The organism is Salegentibacter tibetensis, from assembly GCF_020164485.1.
In the GTDB taxonomy this organism is placed as follows: Bacteria; Bacteroidota; Bacteroidia; order Flavobacteriales; family Flavobacteriaceae; genus Salegentibacter; species Salegentibacter tibetensis.
This window is the reverse complement of the sequence record NZ_JAIQZA010000015.1, coordinates 25,304-50,762: the sequence shown is the minus strand read 5'-3', so window position 1 is coordinate 50,762 and position 25,459 is coordinate 25,304. Positions and strand designations below refer to the sequence as shown.

Genomic DNA, 25,459 nt, shown 5'->3' with positions numbered 1-25,459 from the left:
AAATAAAAGTCAAACCCCCTTTTTTTATGCGAATTTTTAAGAAATTAATTATCCTTAAAATATATTGTTTTTCCTTTTCTGGCCGATTCTTTTGCTTTTTCTAAAATTTCTACAACAACAAGATTCAATGGAAGACTGTACAGGTCAAAATCTCCTACTTCTATTTCCTCATTAACCACTGCCGCCAAATAGGAAAAAGGATCGTCGTAAGGATCTTCACGTGTATCTAATTTGAGGATTTGTTCTATTTCACTTTCGCTAGCGCGCATTTTAATAGTTTTAGCATCGCTGGCAATAGCGTAAGCTTTGGTTCCATAAACTTCCATATCTTTTCGCGAAAAAGTCCAGTCCCAGGAGGCCTGGATCACACACTGTGCTTTTTCATACTGAAGAATAATCGTGGCTTCATCATCGACTTCCTTATAAATCTCAGGTTTATTCTGATTCGTTACCGCAGTAACCGAAATTGGTTTTTCTCCATCCAATAACCAGGTCATTAAATTGGCGCCGTAGCATCCAAAATCCATTAAAGCTCCTGCGCCATTCTTTTCGGGATCTACCAGAATTTCCAGAAACTCCTCACTAACCCCAATTTCTTTTGGCCCCTGATGCCCGGAATTTACCATTACTTTTCTAATATCTCCAAGTTCGCCTGCTTCAGCTAAATCTTTTATATACTGATTACTCGAATACCAGGAAGTTTCGTAGTTAGTAAGCACGTGAATGGAGTGTTTTTTGGCCAGCTTTTCGATTTCCCTGGCATCTTTTATAGTTGTTGCCAGTGGTTTTTCAAGCATTACATGAATCTTTCTTGGCGCACAAGCTTTTACCACCTTAAGATGCTCATTATTTGCACCAAAAGCGGAAACGGCTTCAGGTTTTACAGCATCGAGCATTTCTTCAAAATCGGTATAAAAGAGATCCTCATCCAGATCATACCTATCCCTGTATTTTTTGATGAGCTCTTTATTACTTTCATAAATGCCTACAATTTCAATATCGTTCTTATCCTCCCGGTTAAAAATCCAATTCACGTGACCGTGAGTTAAGCCCGCCACCGCCAGCTTTATTTTTTCCTGGGAAAAACTTTGAGTAACAAACAGACTGAAAAGAAATAATGTGCAAACTTTTTTCATAATAATCGATTGAAATTGTGTCGGAAAAGAAAGTTACTCATCTAAACTTCAAAACCAAAATCTTATTTATTTAGCATTCCAGAGCATTAATGAGTAGAAACTGGAGTCTCCCCGCTAAAATGATGAACTATTAGCACTTAGAGAAAATAAATATAAACGAAAATCAAAAACCTCGGGGCAAGTCCACGAGGTATGCATTGGAAAATACTTTTAAAAAATTCGAGGCAAGCCTCGGAGAATTAAACCCTCAATGAGGGATTTAAAGAAAAATGCCGCCCAGTAATAAGCAGCATTTTTTATTCTCTCTAGCTTTTCAATTCAGTTTATTTATCTGAATCATCCGCAGTTTCTTCTATTTCCTTTTCCCATTCTGAAGCTATTACCTCATCTTTTTTTATGAGATTTCCTGAAGTGGTTATTTTAAAATGCTTATTTTCTGAAATTTGTAAATCCCAGATAATATTTTCTGCCTCCGGAAATTCAGCATTGCCATTCATTTGCTCTTCAAATAATCTTTTAACGATATTTCTGTCTGAAAGGCCATCATTCAATAACCTCAGCAGCGTTGCTTTGCTTAGGTCGGAATCGGCATCTGTATTTGAAGGAGTAATCGTAAAATGAATAATGGTGGCACTAGAGCTTGGGAATTTCCCATTGTAAGCTTTAAAAAGCAATTGATTCACGTGGAATAATCTGGATTGTAATTCCATTTCGGGATATTCCTCACAAACCGTGTCTGTCAACATATCGTTAGAAATCTGTTCAATTTGTCCTTCAGACAATTCCTCGCCCAGCTTGTAATCTAAAACCAATTTAGCCGCTTCACCAGGTTCAAAATCTGATATGGCCATAAATAATAATTCTCTTAAGTTTTCAGAATCAGATTCTTCCGCATCTGGAAAATCGAATTTTTTCAGCAATTGAATGTAATCTTCATTCGTCCAATACTCCTTAATTTCGTCTACATTGTGGACTTCCTCTATGTTTATTTTATATTTCATCTTAATTTTTTATTCGGTTGTAATAAATAATTTATCGCTAGTGACATGATAATCATTTTCTACCACTAAACAGATGAATATCTCTGAAATCTTAACTTTATTCCGAAGCAAATACAAAACTTAATTTCACTCCCAATCAGCAGCTTTATTTCGTAAAAATATAGTGCTGTGTCGCGGTAAAATAATCGCGAAAAACCTGATTTAAGGGATGGTTTTCCTGGCTTGCCTTTATGCCTACATAGGGATAAGCTTCAATAATATTTCGGGAGATATTTTTCACTGAATTTGAAGCTGAAATATGAATTTCTTCTATAAAATCCGTAGTAATGCTTTCTTGATTCGCAATTTTTGCTTCAATATCTTCTGAATATCGACTGATTTGTCGGTTGTGAAAATTGAGGTTTTCTTCTAAGTTTCTTAAAGCATCTACCGATTTGACAGAACGAGCTTCCACCAAAAAATGCTTGGCCATACCAATATAATTAACCCAAAGTGTGAGATCGGCAAATACTGAAAATGGAATTTTAAAAATATCCTGTGGTTGATAAAATTCATTGTAGATAAAACTAAAACGCTTAGGAACCAGTACTTCTTTTACTTCAAAAGAATGGGTAACCGAAGCTTTTAAACCCATCGTATTCCAGTCTTCAATAACCCTGACATCTTTTTTAGGCAATACAAACGAGCGTACTTTTGGCGATCCATCTTCATTTAATAAAGTTTTACCATTTTCGTGAATTTCAGCATTCAGTGTAAAATGACTTAAGTAGGGAGCACCTGTGGCATAACGCCAGATTCCGGAAATTTTATAATTATCGCCTAGTTTCTCGGCTGTTCCAAATACTCCCCCACTACCCCCTAAAATTGTAACTTTTGAATTATGAAAAACCTCCCTTGCCGTTTCAGGTTTCAGGTTTCCTATAAAGTAATTAGCACCACTGCATAAAGTTACCGTCCACCCCAGGCTGCCATCAATTCTGGCCAATTCCTTGAGTTTTGCAAGTCCTTCAGTAAGGGAGAATTCTAATCCCCCATACTTTTTAGGCACCCATAGGTTCCAGAGGTTTTCATCTTCGATCAAGGTTAAAACTTTTTCAGGAAATATATTTACGCCCAAACATAATTTTCTAAGCTCTTGCAACTTGTTGTCTTCTTTCATTCCTAACAATTTTTCGCCATTTAAAATATCCCGAAGTTCCAACTATAAAAAGGAAAACTGTTAATCCGGCATATATGTATAGTTCTTTGTAAATAAGTAAAGGAATAGCAATGGTATTACTGATATTTAGAAAAATCCAGTTCTCCATTTTTCTTTTAGCCATAAGCCACATCCCGGCCCAGGCGAATCCACTAACACCGGCATCCCAAAACGGAACATCAGAATTGGTATGAAACCGCAACCAGTAGCTCATTGCTGTAAAACACACTAAAACAATTGCAATGGCTTTTAGATGTTCAGATTTGCTTGAGTAAGAAATTGGGGTTTCTTCTTCTTGCCTGCCATACCTCCAGTAAAACCAGCCATAAATACTCATCACCAGATAATAGAGGTTCAAAATAATATCGGCATATAATTTTGACTGGTAAAGCACCCAAAGGCTTATAAGAATAGCGGCAATCCCGAATAAATAATTATGAATATTATTTTTTCTCGCCAATAATACCTGCACCACTCCAAAAGTAGTCCCCACGGCTTGCAACCAGGTAAGGTGTGTAAAGAAATCCTCTATCATTGTTCTCGTTTTTAACCAATGAAATGAGGAGATGAAGTAACTGAAGATTGCAGGAATGTAACCTCAGCTTAGAAATCCCTACGCCGGCATTATCCGGATCAGGTTCAGAGTAAAAAACTCCCGGGTATCATCTCAGCCTGCCTTATGGCAAGCACCCCATTTCAAGTACAAAGCTATAATTATTTTGGGGAAATTTCTGATAATTATTAATAATCAAAATATATTGAAACAATCAAGTTATCACCGTCATTGTCGTCAATTAAAGTATGATTTATGGTGGTGATTATCTCCAATTATCCTATATTTTCGGAGATTGGAAGGGTAAATATAAACTTTGTGCCTTCTTCTGGCCTGGAGATAAGTTTAATAGTGCCATTATGCTGCTCAATTATTTTTTTAACTATAGCTAAACCATACCAGATTTGGAATGTTTTTATTAGTTTCTAAACGTTTAAATATTATAAAAACCTGTTTTATTGCTACTGGGAATACCCATACCATTGTCTTCTATAGCAAACTTGTAATTACTATTCTTTGATTTTTTTGCAGGTTATTTTCACTTCTGGTTTTCGTCTTTCTTGTGAATATTTCTTTCGACCAGTTAATAAATCGGGAGGAGATAAAAAACCAGAATCATTTACATTTAAATATTACAATTTTATTGGGAGGAGGTTAACTCGATCTAATATCCAATACCGTAACCTAACTTTTCGAGCGGCTGTAAGTTCTTTAAATTCCTAAATTGATTAGTTGGTTAAGGTTAGTTTAACCATTTATTTTTCATTACTATTACAACCAAATAAATAATACTTAATCGAACTGCATTCGGGTTCGATTTTTGTTTAAGTCTCATAGCAATAATAAGTCTTTGTGAAGTTTAGGTTTTAGTATTTAAAAATAGGAAGAAATGATTATGGAAGAAATTTTAGATACAACAGAATACAGAAGAGTTAAACATCTGGCAGAACTTGATCTGGATTACCAGAAACTTCATGAGGAATTTGAAGATCTAACCCAGCTGGCAGCCTCAATTTCAGAAACTGATATTTCTTTGGTAAATCTTCTGGATTCACATATGCAATGGTCTGTTTCCGGTAATGTCTCCTTCAATCCAATACCAAGAGAAGAATCGGTTTGCACCTATACTTTACGGGAGTCTGAATTTTTTGAGGTATCCCGACTGGATCAGGATTCTCGTTTTTTGGATAAAGATTACGTGAAAGGGGAAAACGGCTTAAAATATTACTACGGCATTCCCTTAAAAATGGAAACCGGTATTCCGGTAGGCGCGCTCTGCGTTTTAAGTAGTAAGACCAAAGAGCTAAATGAAGATCAGATTAAAAAGCTCCATATAATAGCTCGAGAAATTATTAAAAGACTGGAGCTAAAACTTAAACTACGACGAACAGAGAGAAATGCAGATAAGGAAAAGCAATTAAAGCAAAGGCTGGCTCACGATATACGCGGTCCAATAAGCGGGATCGTACAGCTTCTCAATCTCGCTCAAGAAGACAACTATACTACTGGAGAAATGCGGGAAATTCTTAACCTGGTAAGCGATAGCGGTAAAAGCGTCCTGGATCTTACAGAAGATATCTTACAGGAAGCTCTAGAGGCTCAAAAGAAAGACAAGTATAAGTTCAACCTCTTAACTTTTGCAGAAAAATTACGGTCACTTTATATTCCACAGGCACAAAGCAAAGGAGTAAATTTTGAGGTCAATTTTAGCGAAGACATATCTACCATGTTCCCTAAAAAAGATCTTTTACCGGTATCGGGTAACCTTATTTCAAATGCAATCAAATTTACCCCCCCAGAAGGTACTGTATCTGTGTTTCTGACCATTGAAGAAAATAATCAGGAAAAGGAACTGCTTATCATGGTAAAGGATACAGGCAGGGGAATGTCTGAAGACAAGTTAAACGATCTTACCTCAGGAGAGGCAATCTCTGAACAGGGTACACAGGGAGAAAAGGGTTTTGGTTTTGGTTTACGGCTGGTGATGGACCTTGTTGAAGAAATGGAAGGCAAACTCGAGGCTTCTTCTACTCCGGGAGCAGGAACAAAAATTACTGTTCGACTTCCTGTAGAATTCCTATAAATAGTTTAAAATTTTAAAAGGACTAAAATTCTCCTGCTTTCTTTCAGGACATATTATTTCTCTGATTTGCTTAAGACTACTGCAACCAAAGAGAAAAAAGGGGTATTCTGTACCCCGTTATTTATTTGAGAAACTATTGAAAGAAGATTCATTTCTACATACAAATTATAAACCTAAAGGCTTTTTAATAAGGACTCACACCCTATGCAGTCTCCTGGATATTATCACATAGAAATTTAACTCAAGAGCAAATCTAAGCGACCAACACGCAGAAAATAGCTAAAAAAATTAATTGTGGACTAAAAAGCACAAGTAGCTCCAAATAAAAAACGCAACCTCTTTAAAAACAAGTGATTGCGATTCAATACTCTCGATATATTGTGACCTCGCCAAGAATCGAACATTCTTTTTAGAGACTTTATTTTAAAGGACTTCAACCAATTAACCCTTATTCTGTTGACGATTTGTGAACTCTTATTGGTGATTTTCACTTCGCATATCAAAGATAATCATTTCTACACAAATGCATTTCTTTTAAAAATTGAGGTAATCTAATTGATTTTTTAATTATGGAACAAATAGGATGAAATTGAAAATTATTTCAAAAACTAAATCTTTTGATTCGAAGAAAAAGGGTATGAAAAAAGAAAAGAAAGAGCAGTAAAATAAAAAGCTACATTCGACAGGTACACCTTATCTTTGGATTAGGAAGTGGACTCGTAGTATTTATAATGGCGGTTACCGGTTGCTTGTGGGTATTCAGGAAGAAATAGAAGCTTTCACTTCTACCGGATATTCAAAAAGAAAATTCCTTGTAATACCATCTATCGAAACCCGAGGAACTGCTCATGAAATTTTCCGGGAAGATTTGGTACATGGAACATTGTATGCTGCCGAGCATGAACCAATAAAGGTTATTTTTTACGAGTTTGAACCCGAATTTTATCATACTGTATATATACATCCATACAATGGAGAATTATTACATATGGATAACAATCTTACCGGATTTTTTCCTTTTATGCTTGAAGGCCACAAATTTTTGTGGTTGCCTAAATCTATTGGTGAACAACTCGTTGCCTGGAGTACTGTAATTTTTGCCATTATGTTGCTTACCGGGATTATTCTTTGGTGGCCGAAAACAGAAAAACCGCAGGCAGAGATTTACACTGGACTGGAAAGAAACTACAAAATGGAAAAGAAAAAATTATGACCTTCATTCTGTCCTTGGATTTTACATTAGTCTTATAGCAGTAGTAATAATATTTACCGGGCTAATCATGTCCTTTGAAGGATTTCAAAAATTTGTTAATGGAGGACTTGGGAGTGATAAAGAAGTAGTATGGAGAGTGCCGCAAAATATTCCAACTCCTACAGAAACTTCGGGGTATCTGGAACCTATAGTCGAATTATTCTATAGATTACTAAATGAATATCCGCAAGCTGTTGACCTGAAATTTCATTATCCAATGACAGAAGATGAAGCGGTTTACGTGGAGATTGGGTATAATAAAGGCGTTTATTATAACGCTGATTATCTTTTTTATGACCAGTATAGCCTCGAAGAATTAGCCTCTCCTACTCCCTACGGAGTTTATAATGATGCAGGCTTTCCTGAAGAAGTCATGCGAATGAATTATGATACATTTGGGGGCAATTGGTGGGATTCCGGGTAAAGTTCTTGCATTCTTTGCAAGCCTTATTTGTGGAAGCCTTCCTGTAACGGTTTCATACTTTGTTATGGTCGGACATTTAAAAAGAAAGCTAAGGTCCCTTATAAAAGATCTACAAAACACGCACTTACAAAAACTGAATAATTTTCAGTTTACAACAACCTGATTCTGTAACAGTAATGCTTTCCAGATAGATTTTTTATTTATATTAATTTTAAATAAGCTTTTTTTTATAAAATTCCCTTCCTACATTTGCACCTTATTTATAATTAGTCCAAATTAAAATATATTAAAACAATGAGCCAGAAATATATTCTCCTACCCCTGCTCCTTATCATTTTTCAATTCAGTTTCAGTCAGACCCCCGGAAGTATCCAGGGAAAGATTATTAATAAAAATGGAATAGCAATTTCCGGAGCCAATGTAGAAATCCCGGGCACCAAAATGGGTACCGAATCAACTCTTGAAGGAGAATTTGTTCTCCACAACGTGCCTGCAGGAAATTATACTCTCAGGATCTCATATGTGGAATTTCAAACCAGAGAACTGGCAGTATCTGTTCAGGCAGGACAAACAACAACTTTATCTACCGTAATTCTCAACAGCAATGAGCAAAACCTTGATGAAGTTGTAATTAGAGCCAATGGTTATATCAATGAATTTACAAGAGGTAAAAGTGACTATGTGGCAAAATTACCTTTAAAGGACATTGAAAACCCCCAGGTATACAACAATATTACCGCTGAACTTCTTGAAGAGCAAGTTGTGACCAACTTTGATGACGCCTTGAAAAATGCTCCAGGAATAACCAAATTATGGGAAAGTACAGGAAGAGGTAATGACGGTGCCGGATATTTCTCTCTAAGAGGATTTCCAGTACAGCCTACACTTGTTAATGGACTTCCAGGACTTACTAATGGCAGTCCAGATCCTGCAAACATAGAGAGAATTGAGGTTGTAAAAGGACCATCAGGAACTTTATATGGCAGTAGCCTTATCTCTTACGGTGGCCTTATTAATATATCTACTAAAAAACCTTTCGATTATTTCGGCGGAAATGTGTCTTACACTTTGGGTAGCTTCGGGTTAAACCGGGTTACTACAGATGTTAATACCCCGCTGGATGAAACCGGAAAGGTTGCCCTGCGAGTAAACACCGCATATCATAAGCAAAATAGTTTTCAGGATCTGGGTTTCAGAGAATCTTTCTTTTTTGCCCCCTCGCTAAGTTATATGGTTAATGACCGACTCTCATTTTTGGTAAATACAGAAATTTTCAGAGGGGAGAGCACTAACCCGACTATGCTATTTTTAGATCGTGGAGCCCCACTAAGAGCTACCAATATTGAAGAGTTGGGATATGACCCTGAGCGCTCCTACACCAGCAATGACCTCACAATAGTTAACCCCAATTTCAGCCTTCAGGGCCAAATGAATTATAAATTATCCCCGGACTGGACTTCTCAAACGGTATTTTCAAGAGGTTCCACAAAAACGAAGGGATATTACTCATACCTCTATGAAACAACTCAGTATTACCAGGGGAGAGAAGAGGCTGAAGGTTCTTTGACCAACCTTGATGACGGTCTTGTTTTCTCACGGTATATAAGCAAGCAGAATTCCAACACGTTAACTACAGATATTCAGCAAAATTTCATTGGAGATTTTCAAATTGCGGGTATGAGGAATCGTATGGTAGTAGGCCTGGATTACTTTAACAGGCAGGTTATTGACAATAGTACAGGATATATAGGAAATGGTAATGTTTACGTTGGGAATGCCAGCTTACAAAATGTGAACGAGAGCGTTTTTGGGATCTATGATCCTTCAGCTTACATAACCAATAATGACAGTGGGAAACTTTCTACTGCAGCTACAGATAATTTGCTTGCAAATGCGGGATTAAATAACAACACCACCCGTGAAGATATATATAGTGCATATGTCTCAAACGTATTAAACTTTTCTCCAAAACTTTCAGCAATGGTAAGCTTAAGAATAGACCAGTTTGAAAGCGAGAATAACAGCCAGACAGCGCTATCTCCTAAATTTGGTATCGTCTACCAGCCAATCCTGGAAAGAGTTTCCTTTTTCGCAAATTACATGGACGGGTTTAGTAATGTTGCCCCGCTCCAGCAAGGTGATCCGGCTGCAGGAGTAACCACAACTGTTACCTTTGATCCTGAAAGAGCAAGGCAACTGGAGATAGGAACAAAACTTAACCTGGTTAAGAATAAGGTTTCAGCCAATATAAGTTACTATAACATTGAAGTAACTAATATGGTAATGGAAGAAACCGGAAGGCCGTTCTTTTATGTACAAGATGGAGAGCAGTATAGCCGGGGGTTTGAGGCCAGTGTAACAGCAACTCCTTTTGCAGGATTAAATCTTATTGCAGGTTATAGCCATAACGATAGTAAACTAACTGAGTCTGACCAAACCGACTTTTTAGGAAGACGTCCGGAATCTGCCGGTCCTAAAGATCTTGCCAATTTTTGGGCAAGTTACAGGGTGCCAACAGGAAAATATCTGGGATTTGGTATTGGTGTAGGCGGGAATTATGCCAGTGAAAATATGATATTTAACCGGGCTTTAGGAGGTGTATTCACACTTCCCTCTTATACCGTTCTTAATGCATCTGCTTTTTATAATGTTGAAAAATTCTCAATAATTTTTAAGCTAAATAATCTTACAGATGCTGAATACTATAACGGTTGGTCAACCATCAACCCTCAAACTCCACGGAATTTTGCTGCGAGTTTTACCTATAATTTTTAATTTGCGATAAGCCTGAAACGGCCGTCTGGGATATTAATCCAGGCGGCTTTTTTTAAAATATGTCCAAAAAGAAAAAACATAATTTCTGGAAAAAATGGGCTGGCAGACTACACCTGTGGCTTGGCTTTATAACCGGAATAATTATTTTTATAGTCGCCATTACCGGAAGCATTTTTGTTTTCCATGACGAAATCCAGGATCTCACCAGGGATTGGAGAAAAGTCGTACCCCAGGAAAAATCATTTGTTCAACCATCTTTTCTTCTTGAGAAAGTTGAAAAAGCATTTACTGGTACAGACGCCAGTATGGTAATTTATCAGAAAAAGGAAAGGCCTGCACATGTTTTCACTACTATAGAAGGCACACCGCATCATATTTATTTTAATCCCTATACAGGTGAGTTAACACACGTTCAAAATCTTGATAAGGACTTCTTTTTATTTATTGAGGACCTTCACATGCATTTACTCTTACCGGAAGAGATAGGTAAGCAGGTGGTAGGGGTTTCCACTCTTATTTTCATCGCAATGCTTATCACCGGAATAGTTCTTTGGTGGCCAAAGAATCTAAAGAATATCCAAAAAAATCTTAAGATTAAGTGGAATGCAAGATGGCGCCGGAAGAATTATGACTGGCACAGAACAACAGGGTTTTACATTTCTTTTTTAGCTCTGTTTATGGCCATTACGGGTCTTAGTTTTTCTTATGAATGGATGTACGAAAGTTTTTATGCTATAGGAAATTTGGGAAAGGAATATCCGGAAGATAAGGTAGTCCCGGAAATCAGGGTGGTTACTGAAGAAATTTCTGCAAATCCACTGGATATTGCTATGTTCAAAACCTTTGAACTTATGCCGGAAAGCGGAATGTATTTTATCTGGGATCAGGGCGTGAATGCACCCATTGTTACCGGTGCTTATCCTGATGCCCTGGAATTTGACCATCAGTCAAATTTTTATTTCCATCCCCAAAACGTGGAGTTGCTGCAGGAGCATCATTATGATGATAAAAGTAACGGACTCAAACTGCAGGAAATGAGTTATGGATTACATACAGGGCAATATTTTGGATTAACAGGGAAGATCATAGCTTTCTTTACCAGTCTCTTTGTTGCCGGGTTACCTGTTAGCGGGTTTATGATCTGGTGGGGTCGAAGAAACAAGAAAGGTTATAAAGACATTGAATAACTGAAATAATTTTCTATCACCATCCTTTTCAAAAACTTTTATATTACTTTTGCCTTGTTTAAAATCAATCTAAATAAGAATGAGTTTTACAATCGCCCATTTAAAGCGGGGTCAAAAGGGAATAATTAAAAATGTTTTCATGAACGATGTACCCTTGAAGTTACTTGAAATGGGCTGTCTTCCGGGGAATGAGGTAGAGTTGGTGCAAACCGCACCTTTTCGTGACCCAATGTACCTAAATATCCATGGCTGCCATTTAGCAATTCGTAAGGAAACTGCTCTTTTAATTGAAATAGACCTTATATAATGGAGAAACACATTAATGTTGCTTTAATAGGTAACCCAAATACCGGTAAAACTTCAGTATTTAATGCCCTAACGGGACTTCGCCAGCAGGTTGGAAATTATCCTGGAATAACTGTAGAAAAAAAAGAGGGAATTTGCAAACTTTCCCGTGGTTCAAAAGCTCACATTCTCGATCTTCCAGGAACTTATAGTCTTAATGCTTCTTCTCTTGATGAAAATATTGTAATTGAACTCCTTCTTAATAAAAACGATAAAGATTATCCCGATGTCGCCGTGGTGGTGAGCGATGTAGAAAATCTTAAGCGCAATCTTTTATTATTTACACAAATCAAAGATCTTGAAATTCCCACCATCCTTGTTATAAATATGGCCGACAGGATGAAGAAAAAAGGAATTACCCTGGATGTCACAAAGCTGGAAGAAAAACTGAAGACGAAAGTAGCCCTTGTAAGCGCAAGACAAGGTTCAGGAATTGAAGAATTAAAAGAGCTTATTTTAAATTACAAAAATATTTCTACCGAGCCTTGTTTAAAGGCTTCGGTAATGGATCTTGAATATTTTGAAAGGCTTAGGAAGGTTTTTCCTAATCAATCTTTATATAAGCTTTGGTTAGTTATTACTCAGGACATCAATTTTGGAAACGTTAATCGGCAATCTTTAAACAAAAATCCCGATTTTCAAATGAAAAGTAATAATGACCTGAAACGGCTTCAGCAAAAGGAAACCATTTTAAGATACCAGTTTATAAACGGCCTCCTGAAATCTGTAATGACCGTAGATCTTAACAAGGCAACAGACTTCAGGATAAAACTGGATAGAATCCTTACCCACAAAGTATGGGGATATCTTATTTTTTTCAGTATTATGTTAATCATTTTTCAGGCCATATATAATTGGTCTACTTACCCAATGGATCTTATAGATGGAAGTTTCGCCACCTTAAGTGAATGGGTGAAAAATAGTCTCCCGGCCGGTCCCTTTAACAATTTAGTAGCCGAGGGTATCATCCCGGGTTTAAGCGGTGTAGTTATTTTTATTCCGCAGATCGCCTTTTTATTTCTTTTTATCTCCATTCTCGAAGAAAGCGGATATATGAGCAGGGTGGTTTTCTTAATGGATCGTATTATGCGCAGATTTGGGCTTAGCGGAAAAAGTGTTGTTCCCCTGGTCTCGGGAACCGCCTGTGCTATTCCGGCAGTTATGGCCACCAGAAATATTGAGAACTGGAAAGAACGCCTTATAACCATACTTGTTATTCCATTTACCACCTGCGCTGCCAGATTACCGGTATACCTTATAATTATAGCTCTTGTAATTCCCGACAGTACATTTTTAGGCTTTAATCTACAGGGGTTAACATTGATGCTTTTTTACATCTTAGGTTTTGGTATCGCAATATTTTCGGCATGGGTGCTTAACCAGGTGTTGGACATTAAATCAAAATCTTATTTTGTGGTTGAAATGCCAAACTACAAATTACCCATGCTTAAGAATTTAGCATTAAATGTAATAGAGAAAACTAAATCTTTTGTTCTGGGGGCGGGAAAAATCATAATGGCCATATCAATAATTCTTTGGGTGCTTGCAAGTTACGGTCCAGGTGACGAGTTTGAAAATGCTGAAGAAATTATAGCTTCACAGCATATGGGAGATTTACCGGATGCAGAGCTGGAGCAGGAAATAGCCTCTCATAAATTAAAATATTCCTACATTGGAATTGTAGGCAGAGGAATTGAACCTTTGGTTACACCTTTGGGTTACGACTGGAAAATTGGAATAGCAATTGTAAGTTCGTTTGCGGCAAGGGAAGTTTTTGTAGGTACCCTTGCTACAATTTATAGTGTAGGTAGTGACGAAGAAGAGACCATAAAAAAGCGAATGGCCGGTGAAGAGAATCCTGTATTAGGAGGTCCTTTATTTAATTTTGCAAGTGGGATAAGTTTATTACTTTTCTATGCCTTTGCCATGCAGTGCATGAGCACCCTTGCAGTTGTTAAAAAAGAAACGAATTCATGGAAATGGCCAATACTTCAACTGGTGATTATGAGCGGATTTGCTTATTTTGTAGCCTTAATAGCTTTTCAGAGTTTAAAATAAGGTGCTTTATACTATCAATATATTAATTATGAAAATACTTCAGATTCAGGAAATATTAGTATTCATCACATTTCTAATTGCAGTGGGATATATGATCTCGAAATTTATATGGAAACCCTCTTTTCTTAAAAACTCAAAAAATAAAGACAAAAGTTGTGGGGTGTCTAACTGCGGATGCGGCTGATTCTACTATACGGGAAATTATAGATAATTAAAACCATACCTTTTATAAATATCTCGAAAATAAGAATTCCAAAAGTTAAAAGTAACTTCTACTTCATCTCCTTTGCCGTCAAAAAAATATGAGGTGCATTTCCATTGCTCTTTCCTTGGAATTGTTGTCCATCAAATTGCGGTAGCGGAGTAGTTTCCGAGTTAGATAACTTATTGCTAATTCTCCGTTTTCTTCTATTACATCCAGTCTTTTAACAGAAAAATATCTTATTTTAAACTGACTATATTTGTGGCCGCCCGCTTAGGTTTGCGGTGTCCACATTTAACCAAATCTGACCAAACTTCTATCAATCCTGTAGGAATAGGATGTTTGTATATAATTAACCAACAGATTTGTTAAAGATACTATCGCGGCTTCCTAGTAAATTGTTGTTCATTTTGTAAATCCTGCAATTCATTAATTTGATAGAGTATACTATTATCCAATAAACCTAAATCTCCGGCAGCTTTCATGGTCTCCAGAGTAGTAGCATTAAATCTCCCAAATGCCGGTAAGTTGCGATTAAACTCGATTTTTGCAATATGACTCAAGGTGCTTATATAACCCAGGATCCAGAAGGTGAGGAGTTTGTATTTAGGTGCCAGGCTGATGATTTCTCGGAAAACCAGGAAGTATATTTCCTCAATATTCCTCTTCAGATTGAATATGAATCTCCTGGGATGATCCGGTTCTATGCAGCGGCTGGTGTTAAAGCAGGCTCAGTTGTAGATTCAAAATACAAATCCAGAACTACTTCTTTAGAAAATAGCGGATATTACCCGCAATACGATGTTGAACTTACCGACCCCGAATTTGCGGGATTTGGTGAAATTAGCGTTGTAAATAGTGTTAAGTCTGACCTGAACCTGAAAACAAACTTTGTAGCTCACTTGGAAAGTGGGGCAAAACTTATGTTAGAAAACAGTCTATCCCTTTATATTGGAGCTTTCCTTGATTATGGGCTTAATGATATTAAATCTGATGTTTCACAGGATAGGCTTATTGATTATAATAACTAAAATCCAACAGCTTTTGCATTCGGCAGCCTTTTATCTTCTCGGAGAGATATTAATTCATTACAAGATCTAAATGAAGTCCGCACCCTGGCCTTTGGTTTAAAAATCCAATATGCATTTCAATTCTAAAATGCTTTTATGATTAAAAGAGTGTGCCCTTTCATTCTTGGAAGGGCATACATATTTTTCCGTTGTAATGGTAATTAGAATAAGTTTTTAATAGGATATTATTCGATTATTATTAAGAAATAACAACCCTATCTTATTATTTTTCAAAACCAGTACAAAAAATGAACAAGTGGTAAACAAGTAGGAAACAAGTGTTGCACCCCTTCTTGACAAGCTTTGGTATAGTTGGCTCCGAAAAATAACAAACGCGCTATCGCGCCTAAACATTAGCAGACTTTGGCCAAAAAGTTTTTTATTTTGATTTACCCTATAAACCTTTCCTTTATGTTTTCAGTTTTTTCCGCTTTTTTAAAAAGAAGAAGAGGTAAAATAGTATCAATTAACTGGAATCGGGAACCACCATCCCTGTAAACCAGAGGAGTTTATCATTGTACTTCAAACACAAGTTCATAGCCTTTTTATTAAAAATAAGCGGACTATAGTACCTTTTCACCTCGATCAGTTTATACTGATCGGCCAGTTTCTTCAATCGTGATGCCGTAGCAGCAGAGATTGAAAAAATAGAAGCTAATCCTGAGACGGCCACCGGTGCAGGTTGTTCTTTAAAGTTAAACCTGGGGGATAGAAAATGATAGGTACTGCCTTTTAAGTGTACGCTTTTCTTCCTCCTGGTTTTTCTCCAGAAATCGGTATGCAAATAGGCATATAAAATGCCTCCTATAATGGCCTTCAGGCTTAAGTAAGAATCAAATCCTATAGAAAAAGCCTTTCTTACGCTCCAGCCTTCTTCCTCCCTTATGCGGTCAAAAGACTTTACGATATAATAGCCGGTTTTAGCATTAAGCTGTAACCAGCCTTTCTCACATAAAAATTCAATATACTTTTTGGTAGTTTTTCGGGACTTGATCATTCCCATCCATTCCATATCCAGGAGATCGTCTCTATTGAATTTAAGCTTTCCACTGGGATAGCATAATTTTAGAAGCAGGAAGAAACGAAGCTTATTGACATACCCATTTACCTGGGCATCGATGAGCATCTGGATGGGAACCGATACGCTAACTTCCTTCATCGCTGTTTTCTTGCCTGGCGATGTCGGTCAATAAAAGCTTTGACATCGCCAATTTTATAATAGATCTTTCCTTTAATCTGCAGGAATTCAATCACCCCATCTTCTCTCCAGTGTTGTGCTGTCCTGGCCGTGATTTTAAATAGCTGAATAAAATCAGCATTATCTAGTAGGAGGTATTCGGTATGTGTCAAGGGCTGTACCTTTGTAGCTCTTATGAGCTCATCTATCTTCACTTCGAGGGAATGAAGGCTTTGTCGCAAAGGCCGAGAAAATCCTTTTTCCATAACAGAACTTTTAAGTTAAAGGAGTGTCCAATTAACTCTAAATGTAGCCCATAACTTCCGTAACCTAAAAGTACTATTGTTGATAACTTCAGTAATGATAGGGGGTTAAAACTTTAATACAGACTAAAACACATCAATAAAAATTAGGGAGTAAAATTCAAAAGTTCAAATGGAATTAAAGTCCTATTTTAAAAATGCTACCGATGTTGAAAACTCTTTTCAGTCATTTACTTTTTTCATCTGGAGCATTTTCCTTTTGAGGGTGAACTGGAACCGGATGTAGATCAGAGTGAATTGATAGTTCCGCTATTTTCATTTACTTCTTCCAGCGCCTTCGCATTACCTTTTGGTGCCCACTGTATCTTCAAGCTTTGAAATTATAGAGGAGTTATAAATAGGTAAGCCGGTTTATGCACTCCGATTAATTTCAAAGCTTATTTCTTTGGCAGCAAAAGGGAAGGTGGTGTCGGAAGCTTCCAAAAAAAGAGAAAACTTGAAATTCTGATTGTTGAATTTCAGTTCGGACCAGGCGGACTTGAGGCAAAAAGTTTCAACGAATTATCTCATTTACCAATTCATCTTCAAAGTTTTTTGGCTCGTGTCCAAGACAATTGTAATGAACCTCTTTTGCTGAAATGAAGCTTTTGCGGAATGGAAGTAAAAGTGGTGAGTAGTTTTAAAAATTCATTTTTTCATAAAAAATTTACCATGGTTACTGGGCTGAGAGCATTTTTTCATAAAAAACTTACCCACTGTTTTGATATTTACATAGGGTTTGATGCAACCTGCATTCAAATGATGTAAAACAATAGGAAAATGACTACCCAACATCGCGTAGCGTGTTACCCTCTTGCTGTCATTTTCGATATTCCATATAGTTTTATTTCCTTTGATCAACCTTTAAATAAATCCTTTAAAACTTAATAAGAAATAAAGCTATCTTCTACCTATTTCTGCCATTAAATTTACTCGATAATCGAGATTTATCTAAATATATTTTCCAATTATGTCTCCAGGCGCCTGCCCCGAGGTAGTTTACTGACTTAAAGTAGTGAGCACTTGTTTTTCCTTGCTTTTTGCAGATTTGGCTTTCACCCTTTTCCCGTACCATAATAAGAATCCGGTGATGGGAAGTGAACTACATAATAAACTAATTAAAAAAGCAAGAATTTTACCCGGCAATCCTGCTATAGCACCAACGTGAATGTCGTAGTTCATTCTCAGTATTTTCTCGGCAATACCGGCTTCTTCGTAGATTCCGTAAATACTCTCAGATTGAATTTCAGAGAGGTCGTTTTGATCGTAAAATCTATAATCTGAATCGTAATAAAGTCCGTCGCTATTGCTTACTTCTACATAAATACTATAATTTTCATCATAGGGATAATGAATTTCGTAGTCTTTTGCATTTGGGAATTTTTCCTTAAGAAGAGGCATTAATTGTCTTATAGGCTCATTTTGCTGCCCTTGATTCTGGAAACTTCCACTTGCATTTCCAGGAACTGAAAATACCACTTCTTTATCGCCCCTAATACTTTTATAAAATGCCTTTTCAAAAGTTTCAAAAGTCATAATAAGTCCGGTAAAAATGAAGATTATAGCTATAAAGCTGGCGTAGAAACCTATAATTTGGTGTAGGTCATAGTTTTTTCGTTTCCACTTGGTACTTGATTTCCATTGAAACCAGGTCCGTTGTTTTCTGATTTTTTTGTTTTTAGGCCACCATAGGATAATACCCGATACCAGCATAAGGAAAAAAATAAAAGTACTCCAGGCTACAATTTGGCTACCTATTTTCTCTGGCAACCACAAATGCATATGGCCATCCAGCACAAAATGGAAAAATCCTGATAAATGATCTTCTGTATGAAGAATTTCGCCGGTCCAGGGATGGATAAATAGCGATTGGTAGAATTCTGGTTTTTCTTCATAGAAAATCACTTCTACAGGACTAGTTCCGCCTTCGTATAGGGTACCGTGAACATGTTTGCCGGGAAAAACATTTTGCGCAATGTTTTTGGCTTCTAATGGATCTATTTCAGGCTTGTTTTGCGGAACAACTTCTGGAACATCAGAAGTTAAGGAAGTAATTTCTTCCTGAAAAACCCATAAGCAACCGGTTATAGATACTATAAAAACAACTAAGCCCGTTGCCAGCCCAAGGTATAAATGTAGTGTTCGAATATATTTCCTAAACTTTTTACCAGGTTTATTCTTTCCCATTGCTAAAGTTTTAAAGCCCGGCCGAAGCCGGGCAGTAATAATTAGAGTTTATAAAAACCTTTAATGGTCTTTCCTTCAATTTTAGCCCCTTTTGTGGCTTTGGCGGTTTCAATATCTACTTGATAAACATAAGCTTCATTAGCGGTTTCAATACTAACATAGATTTTACCGTCTTCTACAAAAACTGGTGAAGAATAACGTTTAGCATGTAAATGTACGTCTGCTACTTCAGTAACAGTTTGAGCTTCTAGATCCAGGATGACTAATTTTTGGTTAAAAGCATCTCTACCAAAGGCTCCCCAGGCAGCCCCATCATCGTGAGTTAATAACCTGGCAATCGCCTTGTTATTACCAACATAATCAAACCAAAAGAGTTTTTCGCCTCCGGTAGCTTCTTCAACGTTGAAGAAATAGTCTTCATCAAAATCGGTTTCACCATTTGGAATGCGTAGTATGCCCGATGGTTTTGTGGAAGCGGGAGAAAAACCGGCCATAGTTGCTCCTGAAGAGAAAGAATAAATATCTCCCTGCTCGTTTTCTATAAGTCCGGTAGTAGCTCCATTTACTCCTATGTTAGAAGTTCTGGTATCACTTATTATTTTAATAGGCTCTTCTTCAACATTCGGGTAAGAATAAATCGCTACAAAGGCCGTATCTACACTTGGAGTAGTAAAATATCCCTGGGGATCCATTTTATGGAAAGGTACAAAGAGGTTATTACCCCTTACCTGGATTGCAGAAGGCCAGGCTACCAATTCGTCTTCCTGGGATTCAAAAATTGAAGTTTCTACTATTTTCTCTACCTGCACATCATCTACATCTACAAAATACAGTTTCCTGGGTGCGTATCCCGAACGTGGTATTTCAAAAGCCAGAAGAGTTTCATTATCATTGCTTTGACCAAACATTTCTAAGGCATTATCAAAAGTAAACTGGCCCTTCGCACTAATAATTCCCTCTTCGTCGCTAGTATATGCAGTGGCTCTGTTGTCTTCGCTGTAGCCTGAAGCAAAAAGTGTATTGCCAACAGGGTAATAAAATCTCCAACCGGTTTGCTCTATACCGGTTCCTTGAGCCGATATACTTCCTTCCATTATATTTTCCTCAGTAATAATATATTCTGGCTCTTCACCTCCAGTTGTCTTAAAAGCCATTGTGATTTGTGAAGATTCGGGTTCTGGCTCTGGGTTAGGGTTTACATTATCATCTTTTTCACAGGCGGTAAAAAGGATTCCGAAACAACTTAACCATACTAGTTTTTTGATTGCTGTCATAATTGAATTTTTAATTTAGGTTATATCTGATTTTAAAATAAAAGGCTCTTCCAGGTTTTTGGATCCTGAAATTATCGTAAAGTGCTGTATCAAAAATATTGGCAGCAGTAAAGCTCATATTATACCTTCGGGAAGGTGAACTAAATTCCAGCTCCAAATCATTTGCAAGTTGGGCAGGAATTGTAGGTTTAGTATCTGCATTACCAAGGTTTTCCCAATTCAAGAAAAATTCGTGGACATATCGGGAATTCCAGTAAATATTAACTACTCCAATATCTGGATCGGCATAAGCATCGTAACCAATTCTTAGATTACCGAATAAATAAGGAATGTTAGGTACCCTGGATTCAAAATTCACATTAGGTAAACCTTCATCTGTTTCTGTTTGGTCGGTAATATGTTGATAGGTAGCATTTAGGTCCAGCTGAATTCTATTAAAAACTATCTGGTTACTCAACTCGCCCCCAAGAGTTCTAACATTATTTATATTTTCAAATTGGCCAAAAGGTCCCATTGGCCTGAAGCGTATAAAATTGGTGGAATTTCTTAGAAAAAAGTTCCCTTCGGTTCTAAAATTCGAAGTTCCAATAGGATTTTTATAACGGAATCCAAGGTTGAAATTTTCGCTCTCTTCGGGGTTTAATTGAGGATTAGGATTGGTGAAAACTCCATCTCCCAGAATTTCGTAAGCTTCCGGTAATCTTATAGCTTTTTCAAATGAAGATTTTAACTGAAATGTATTACTTAAAAAATGAGTTGCCGTTATCCCGAAGCCTGTTTGATCTAAATTTACTGAGTTAAATACAATATTGTCCTGAAAATCTTTAGTGGTAATTTCAGCATCGTAAACGTATTGTTTCACAAACGCTCCTACTTTCCATTTTTTGGAATTTGTGCTAAAATCATAACCTGCCGCAATTATATACTTGTTTACCGAATTTGGAAATTCTATGGAAGTATTAAATTCATTCACCTTGTCATAACCTTCCCTCTGCAACGAATTTTGACTAACAGAAGCAATCAGACTATGATTTTGGTTAAATTCATAATCCAGTTGGACATTGCTTCTTAATACTTCATCATTTAAAACGATAAATGAACGTCTATCAAATAATTCGCCTCTCATATCTTCATTAGAGCGCATTAATTTTTCTCCTATCCAATTATAACGATATGCCGAAGTATCTATAGTTTGTTGCTCGATTTTGCCGTGCATCAAATGAGCACTAAGGCCCAATTTATCGAATTGTTTTTTGTACTTAATATCAGCCAGGATATTCTCATTTTTAGTATGAAAATCCCCAAAAACCCTATTGATATTATTTGATGGGTGTTGCTGATTATTTCTGTTGCCAGACCAGGTTAGGGAAACAACGATTTCATCTGCCCAGGTCCTGTCAAATATTCCGGTTTGTACTTTGGCCATTCCAGAGGTATAGGCGCTGTGAAACCTTTTAGTACTTATTTCACCAAAATAATTACCAAGTTCCAGGTCATATAGAGGAACCGATTTCATTTCAAAATCGTTGTCAGAGTGATTAAAGTAGGTGATTAGCCGAACATAATATTTCGATTTTTCATTTGTGTATTGTCCATTAACCGCGGCTCGCTTAGTGTTGAATGAACCTAGGCTATATGAAGCATCTAAAAAGGAAGATCTTTTAGTTTCGGTGGTGATATTCACGGCACCACCCAGGGCATCTGCTCCCAGAGAAATTGGAACCACACCTTTATAAACCTGTATATCTTTTATTAAATTAACCGGGAAGTTATTTAGGCTAATAGAACTACCAAAATTTTCCATTGGCACTCCATCGATAAAAAAGCGAATTTGATTTCCTGAGAGGCCATTTAATGAAAGGTTAAAATCTGAACCAAGGCCACCGGTTTCCCTGATATTTATGCCTGGCGTAGTTTTTAATAAACTAGTAAGGTCGCCAGATAGGTTTTTGTAAGCTGCAGTTTCTATTACTGAAACTTCATAAGCACTTTCCCTCAAATTTTCTGCCCTGTTTTTAGCGATTATTGCTACTTCACCCAAATTTTCTAAACTCTCTTGCAGATAGAAATCCAGTTCCAGAGCTTTACCTGCAATGATTTCTATATTCTTTACAATTGCTGAAAATCCAAGGCCTGTAACTTTTAAACTATAACTCCCATGCCTGAGGTTTTTTAAATGATATTCTCCATTTTTATCACTTACAGTTCCTTTATTAATTTCAGGAATAAGAATATTTATCCCCAGTAAAGGTTTATTATCAGAACCGTAAATTTTACCAGTTATATCAGAACTTTGCGCCATTAATGGTACGCTCCAACCTAAAAAGAATATGATAAAATATAGCTTTAAATCAGTATATACCATTTAGAATTAGTCTAAATAAATTTTACGGCAAAAATAAAATCTTCTAAATTAAAGCGCAAATTTTATTTAGAATATTTATAAATAATGCGGGAAGGATGACAGATACCGTTAAAAGTCGGGAGACCTACCTATTCTGATTGCACAAGGCTTTCGCCGTTTGGAAGCTTAGATCTTAAAGATGTTACCAAAAATAATTTTTTATTTTAAAGGAAAGGTATCCCTTTCGGGACATCCTCCTATTTCCCCTATTTTTCTTATCGCTCAGCATTACGAAGCATTTTAAAGGCTTTAAAAACTAATTGTTTAATTATTAAAAATTAGAAATGCAAACGCACATTCTTGGCTATCCGCGAATTGGTAGCAACAAAGAACTCAAAAAAGCCTGCGAGCAATAATGGTCAGGTAAAATCGAATTACAGGAGCTTCTCCAAATGTGTAGAAAAAGCCGTAAAGAAAAACTGAAATCTTCAAAAAGACGTTGAAACTGACCTGATTCCCTATATTGATTTTTCATATTATGGCCAGGTATTTGGATATTACCGCTATGGAAATGACCAATGGTTTGACACAAATTACCACTATATTGTTCTGAATTTTCTAAAAACCAAAAATTCTAATTTCGCTCAGAAATCCTTAATGAATTTGTAGAAGCAAAAAAATCTATCCAAGTTGCGAATCTGTTTCCCGCAGTAAATAATTAAAAAAATACCGAACCTTAGCCCCCAGCTGAAGAGTAAAAACCGGTACCCGTTCTAATAACATACCACTTTGCTTTCATTTTATCTACTTAAAGATAATGAAAAGAAGGTAGGTTGGTTTTAAAGATTTTATGTATAAAAGCTTGAAGGACAATATAAATTTTGAATGCGATCTATTTGTACGTAAAATATCCAGAAAGGAAACAAATAAGCTATTTTTTGCTTAAAAATAAAACACTGGTAGTGTTGGATATTACCAAGGACTATTCTAATTCTGGTTATTCATGACAGAAAAGGAAGAGTCATTTCTCCATACGCATTATAAACCTACAGGCTTTTTAATGAGAAGGAAAGATGCTGCTATAGATTGCTTGCTTTATTTCTAAAGACAGGAAATGTCCAGACACAGGTAAACTTTTCTGTTTCGTTAGCCCATAAAAAACTAGAGTCTAAGTGATTTTGACTTCCGCAAGGTTAAAATACTCCTATCTTAACCTACTTTAATCCCATCCGTACTTTTTAACAAATTTAGTTTTTTATAATTACCCATTTTACAAAATTTTATTGTGTTTGGTGAAATATTAAATTCCTAATTCATTTTTCTGGCTGGCTCTCCCCCATCTTTTTTACTTTCATCCTCTCTGGGCTTATTTAATTTTTGCTGTAGTAATCCCATATCTTCACTTACTTTGCGTTCCACTACTTTAGCGTAGATTTGGGTTGTAGAGAGTTTTTTATGGCCTAAAATTTTAGAAACTGTTTCTATTGGAACTCCATTGCTCAAAGCAACAGTTGTGGCAAAGGTATGCCGGGCAAGGTGAAAGGTCACATTCTTTTCTATATTGCACTTTTCAACAATTTCTTTTAAGTAGCTGTTGACCTTTTGATTCGACCTGACAGGTAAAAGACTATTTTTCATAAGACATTCTTTATCATTCTTATATTCTTCAAGCAGATTGATGGCCTTTGACAGTAAAGGTACTTTTACCTGATTCCCATTCTTTTCTCTCCTGGTGATTATCCAGAATTTCTTATCAATTCCAATAACCAGGTTTTGCGGAGTAAGAAGCATAAGATCTCCATAACTTACCCCGGTATAACAGCTGAAAATAAAGAGGTCTCTTACTTTTTTCAGTCGAGGTGATTCCAGTTCAAGATTTTCAATGCTCTCTAATTCTTCCAGAGTTAAAAATCCTCTTTCTTTTTGTTCCAGGTGTGGTCTAAACTTTACAAATGGATCACGATTAATCCATTCCAGATGAAAGGCCAGAGTGACCATCTTTCTCAAACGTTGAATATGTTTCATTACAGCATTGTGCTGAAGATTTTTACGATAGTGCCGAGGCTTGACTGCACGGAGGTAATTTTCAAATTTTATGACAAAACTGTAGTCCAGCTCTTTTAAATAAAGGTCTTTCCGTCCATATTCCTTTTTCACAAACCGTCTGATATAATTTTGACTTATAATATATAATCGGGAAGTATTATACTTCAATTTCGAAAACATATTGTTATTGTGATATTCAAAAATGTCCTCAAAAGAAAAAAGATGCTCTCTATCACCAAAATAACGTGACTTGATACTTTCGGGAGAAAGAACGCCCCCTTCCATTCTCAAGTCCTGGTAACATTGAAATAATTTGGAGTGCTCTTGATCCAGAAACTGGTTGAGTTCCCTGGCATACTGACTTTTGCCTTTGAGCTTTTGTTTCCTGGGATCCCATAGGGTAACATCAACTTTTCTCTTAAGGCTGATGTTTAATTTTCTACGGTTAATAGAGATTCTGGCGTAAATAACGGTCAGATTATCTTTGGCTCGTTTGGAATAGATCCAGAATAAAACGGAAAATGTTGATTGAGTACGCATAACTGATGATTTTAAGTTGAACAATTTTGCGAAGTCAAACCACCATTATGAGAACAATTTCATAATATCAAGATAAGAATTTTTGCTGAAAAAATGTTGACGATTTGTGAACTTTTACAGCGATATCATTAAACATCATCTAAAATTAAAAAATATTAAAAAACTGATATTCAGACGATTAAGTGTTTTTTGATTTCATTTAAAATGTTAAAAGTGACCTCGCCAAGAATCGAACTTGGATCTAAAGTTTAGGAAACTTCTATTCTATCCGTTGAACTACGAGGCCTTGTAAGCGGCACAAAAAT

19 protein-coding genes, 1 tRNA gene and 1 riboswitch are annotated in these 25,459 nt (G+C 36.4%); of the genes, 8 read left to right on the top strand and 12 right to left on the bottom strand.

The genetic code is table 11. The annotated features are described in order from the left end of the window. Positions 1 to 44 precede the first annotated feature (44 nt). From LB467_RS09685 to LB467_RS19180, 5 genes are all read right to left on the bottom strand, one after another. Positions 45 to 1,136 (bottom strand): Gfo/Idh/MocA family protein, encoded by a 1,092-nt coding sequence (locus tag LB467_RS09685; RefSeq protein WP_224473830.1) that lies wholly within the window; start codon positions 1,134 to 1,136, stop codon positions 45 to 47. 323 nt (positions 1,137 to 1,459) lie between these two features. Then, positions 1,460 to 2,137, bottom strand: a complete 678-nt coding sequence (locus LB467_RS09680) for a hypothetical protein (protein ID WP_224473829.1) — start codon at positions 2,135 to 2,137, stop codon at positions 1,460 to 1,462. A 145-nt stretch (positions 2,138 to 2,282) separates the two neighbouring features. Further along, positions 2,283 to 3,296: an acyl-CoA dehydrogenase family protein gene (locus tag LB467_RS09675; RefSeq protein ID WP_224473828.1), complete on the bottom strand. Its 1,014-nt coding sequence runs from the start codon at positions 3,294 to 3,296 to the stop codon at positions 2,283 to 2,285. After that, positions 3,265 to 3,870: a nicotinamide riboside transporter PnuC gene (pnuC, locus tag LB467_RS09670; protein ID WP_224473827.1), complete on the bottom strand. Its 606-nt coding sequence runs from the start codon at positions 3,868 to 3,870 to the stop codon at positions 3,265 to 3,267. The genes LB467_RS09675 and pnuC overlap by 32 nt, the downstream gene beginning before the upstream one ends. A 58-nt stretch (positions 3,871 to 3,928) precedes the next feature. Continuing rightward, positions 3,929 to 4,039: riboswitch (TPP riboswitch) on the bottom strand. 124 nt (positions 4,040 to 4,163) lie between these two features. Beyond that, positions 4,164 to 4,274, bottom strand: coding sequence for an ATP-binding protein (locus LB467_RS19180; RefSeq protein WP_394371779.1), 111 nt, complete (start codon positions 4,272 to 4,274; stop codon positions 4,164 to 4,166). Between the two features lie 503 nt (positions 4,275 to 4,777). Between LB467_RS19180 and LB467_RS09660 the strand changes: the two genes are divergently transcribed. From LB467_RS09660 to LB467_RS09630, 8 genes are all read left to right on the top strand, one after another. Further along, positions 4,778 to 5,971 (top strand): GAF domain-containing sensor histidine kinase, encoded by a 1,194-nt coding sequence (locus tag LB467_RS09660; RefSeq protein ID WP_224473826.1) that lies wholly within the window; start codon positions 4,778 to 4,780, stop codon positions 5,969 to 5,971. Between the two features lie 751 nt (positions 5,972 to 6,722). Continuing rightward, on the top strand, positions 6,723 to 7,184 hold the full coding sequence (locus LB467_RS19050; protein WP_237690429.1) for a PepSY domain-containing protein: 462 nt from the start codon (positions 6,723 to 6,725) through the stop codon (positions 7,182 to 7,184). Then, complete coding sequence (locus tag LB467_RS19045; protein WP_394371778.1) at positions 7,069 to 7,647, top strand: PepSY domain-containing protein; 579 nt, start codon at positions 7,069 to 7,071, stop codon at positions 7,645 to 7,647. The genes LB467_RS19050 and LB467_RS19045 overlap by 116 nt, the downstream gene beginning before the upstream one ends. Positions 7,648 to 7,941: 294 nt before the next feature. Continuing rightward, positions 7,942 to 10,422 (top strand): TonB-dependent receptor, encoded by a 2,481-nt coding sequence (locus tag LB467_RS09650; protein WP_224473825.1) that lies wholly within the window; start codon positions 7,942 to 7,944, stop codon positions 10,420 to 10,422. Between the two features lie 59 nt (positions 10,423 to 10,481). Further along, positions 10,482 to 11,609, top strand: coding sequence for a PepSY-associated TM helix domain-containing protein (locus LB467_RS09645; RefSeq protein ID WP_224473824.1), 1,128 nt, complete (start codon positions 10,482 to 10,484; stop codon positions 11,607 to 11,609). A 79-nt stretch (positions 11,610 to 11,688) separates the two neighbouring features. Beyond that, positions 11,689 to 11,916, top strand: coding sequence for a FeoA family protein (locus tag LB467_RS09640; protein WP_224473823.1), 228 nt, complete (start codon positions 11,689 to 11,691; stop codon positions 11,914 to 11,916). Next, positions 11,916 to 14,012: a ferrous iron transport protein B gene (feoB, locus tag LB467_RS09635; protein ID WP_224473822.1), complete on the top strand. Its 2,097-nt coding sequence runs from the start codon at positions 11,916 to 11,918 to the stop codon at positions 14,010 to 14,012. The genes LB467_RS09640 and feoB overlap by 1 nt, the downstream gene beginning before the upstream one ends. A 756-nt stretch (positions 14,013 to 14,768) precedes the next feature. Next, positions 14,769 to 15,245: a YesU family protein gene (locus tag LB467_RS09630; protein ID WP_224473821.1), complete on the top strand. Its 477-nt coding sequence runs from the start codon at positions 14,769 to 14,771 to the stop codon at positions 15,243 to 15,245. Positions 15,246 to 15,750: 505 nt separating this feature from the next. Here LB467_RS09630 and LB467_RS09625 read toward each other — a convergent pair. From LB467_RS09625 to LB467_RS09585, 7 genes are all read right to left on the bottom strand, one after another. After that, complete coding sequence (locus LB467_RS09625) at positions 15,751 to 16,443, bottom strand: hypothetical protein (protein ID WP_224473820.1); 693 nt, start codon at positions 16,441 to 16,443, stop codon at positions 15,751 to 15,753. After that, on the bottom strand, positions 16,440 to 16,727 hold the full coding sequence (locus LB467_RS09620) for a DNA-binding protein (RefSeq protein ID WP_224473819.1): 288 nt from the start codon (positions 16,725 to 16,727) through the stop codon (positions 16,440 to 16,442). The genes LB467_RS09625 and LB467_RS09620 overlap by 4 nt, the downstream gene beginning before the upstream one ends. A gap of 1,035 nt (positions 16,728 to 17,762) precedes the next feature. Continuing rightward, entirely contained in the window at positions 17,763 to 18,950 is a 1,188-nt protein-coding gene (locus LB467_RS09615) for a PepSY-associated TM helix domain-containing protein (RefSeq protein ID WP_224473818.1), read from the bottom strand. Between the two features lie 41 nt (positions 18,951 to 18,991). Further along, positions 18,992 to 20,224: a DUF4374 domain-containing protein gene (locus LB467_RS09610; RefSeq protein ID WP_224473817.1), complete on the bottom strand. Its 1,233-nt coding sequence runs from the start codon at positions 20,222 to 20,224 to the stop codon at positions 18,992 to 18,994. A gap of 10 nt (positions 20,225 to 20,234) precedes the next feature. Next, the gene (locus LB467_RS09605; protein ID WP_224473816.1) at positions 20,235 to 22,589 is read right to left on the bottom strand and encodes a TonB-dependent receptor; all 2,355 of its coding nucleotides are present in this window, start codon (positions 22,587 to 22,589) and stop codon (positions 20,235 to 20,237) included. Positions 22,590 to 23,876: 1,287 nt separating this feature from the next. Further along, positions 23,877 to 25,154, bottom strand: a complete 1,278-nt coding sequence (locus LB467_RS09590) for a site-specific integrase (RefSeq protein WP_224473815.1) — start codon at positions 25,152 to 25,154, stop codon at positions 23,877 to 23,879. Between the two features lie 214 nt (positions 25,155 to 25,368). Beyond that, positions 25,369 to 25,440: transfer RNA gene (locus tag LB467_RS09585), tRNA-Arg, on the bottom strand. Positions 25,441 to 25,459: the final 19 nt, after the last annotated feature.

Excerpts from the sequence above, each read along its gene's own strand:
- LB467_RS09605 (WP_224473816.1), bottom strand. The coding sequence starts at position 22,589 with ATGGTATATACTGATTTAAAGCTATATTTTATCATATTCTTTTTAGGT.
- LB467_RS09620 (WP_224473819.1), bottom strand. The coding sequence starts at position 16,727 with ATGGAAAAAGGATTTTCTCGGCCTTTGCGACAAAGCCTTCATTCCCTC.
- LB467_RS09680 (WP_224473829.1), bottom strand. The coding sequence starts at position 2,137 with ATGAAATATAAAATAAACATAGAGGAAGTCCACAATGTAGACGAAATT.
- LB467_RS09675 (WP_224473828.1), bottom strand. The coding sequence starts at position 3,296 with ATGAAAGAAGACAACAAGTTGCAAGAGCTTAGAAAATTATGTTTGGGC.
- LB467_RS09615 (WP_224473818.1), bottom strand. The coding sequence starts at position 18,950 with ATGGGAAAGAATAAACCTGGTAAAAAGTTTAGGAAATATATTCGAACA.
- LB467_RS09640 (WP_224473823.1), top strand. The coding sequence starts at position 11,689 with ATGAGTTTTACAATCGCCCATTTAAAGCGGGGTCAAAAGGGAATAATT.
- LB467_RS09650 (WP_224473825.1), top strand. The coding sequence starts at position 7,942 with ATGAGCCAGAAATATATTCTCCTACCCCTGCTCCTTATCATTTTTCAA.
- LB467_RS09590 (WP_224473815.1), bottom strand. The coding sequence starts at position 25,154 with ATGCGTACTCAATCAACATTTTCCGTTTTATTCTGGATCTATTCCAAA.
- LB467_RS09645 (WP_224473824.1), top strand. The coding sequence starts at position 10,482 with ATGTCCAAAAAGAAAAAACATAATTTCTGGAAAAAATGGGCTGGCAGA.
- LB467_RS09625 (WP_224473820.1), bottom strand. The coding sequence starts at position 16,443 with ATGAAGGAAGTTAGCGTATCGGTTCCCATCCAGATGCTCATCGATGCC.
- pnuC (WP_224473827.1), bottom strand. The coding sequence starts at position 3,870 with ATGATAGAGGATTTCTTTACACACCTTACCTGGTTGCAAGCCGTGGGG.
- LB467_RS09685 (WP_224473830.1), bottom strand. The coding sequence starts at position 1,136 with ATGAAAAAAGTTTGCACATTATTTCTTTTCAGTCTGTTTGTTACTCAA.
- LB467_RS09610 (WP_224473817.1), bottom strand. The coding sequence starts at position 20,224 with ATGACAGCAATCAAAAAACTAGTATGGTTAAGTTGTTTCGGAATCCTT.
- feoB (WP_224473822.1), top strand. The coding sequence starts at position 11,916 with ATGGAGAAACACATTAATGTTGCTTTAATAGGTAACCCAAATACCGGT.
- LB467_RS09630 (WP_224473821.1), top strand. The coding sequence starts at position 14,769 with ATGACTCAAGGTGCTTATATAACCCAGGATCCAGAAGGTGAGGAGTTT.
- LB467_RS09660 (WP_224473826.1), top strand. The coding sequence starts at position 4,778 with ATGATTATGGAAGAAATTTTAGATACAACAGAATACAGAAGAGTTAAA.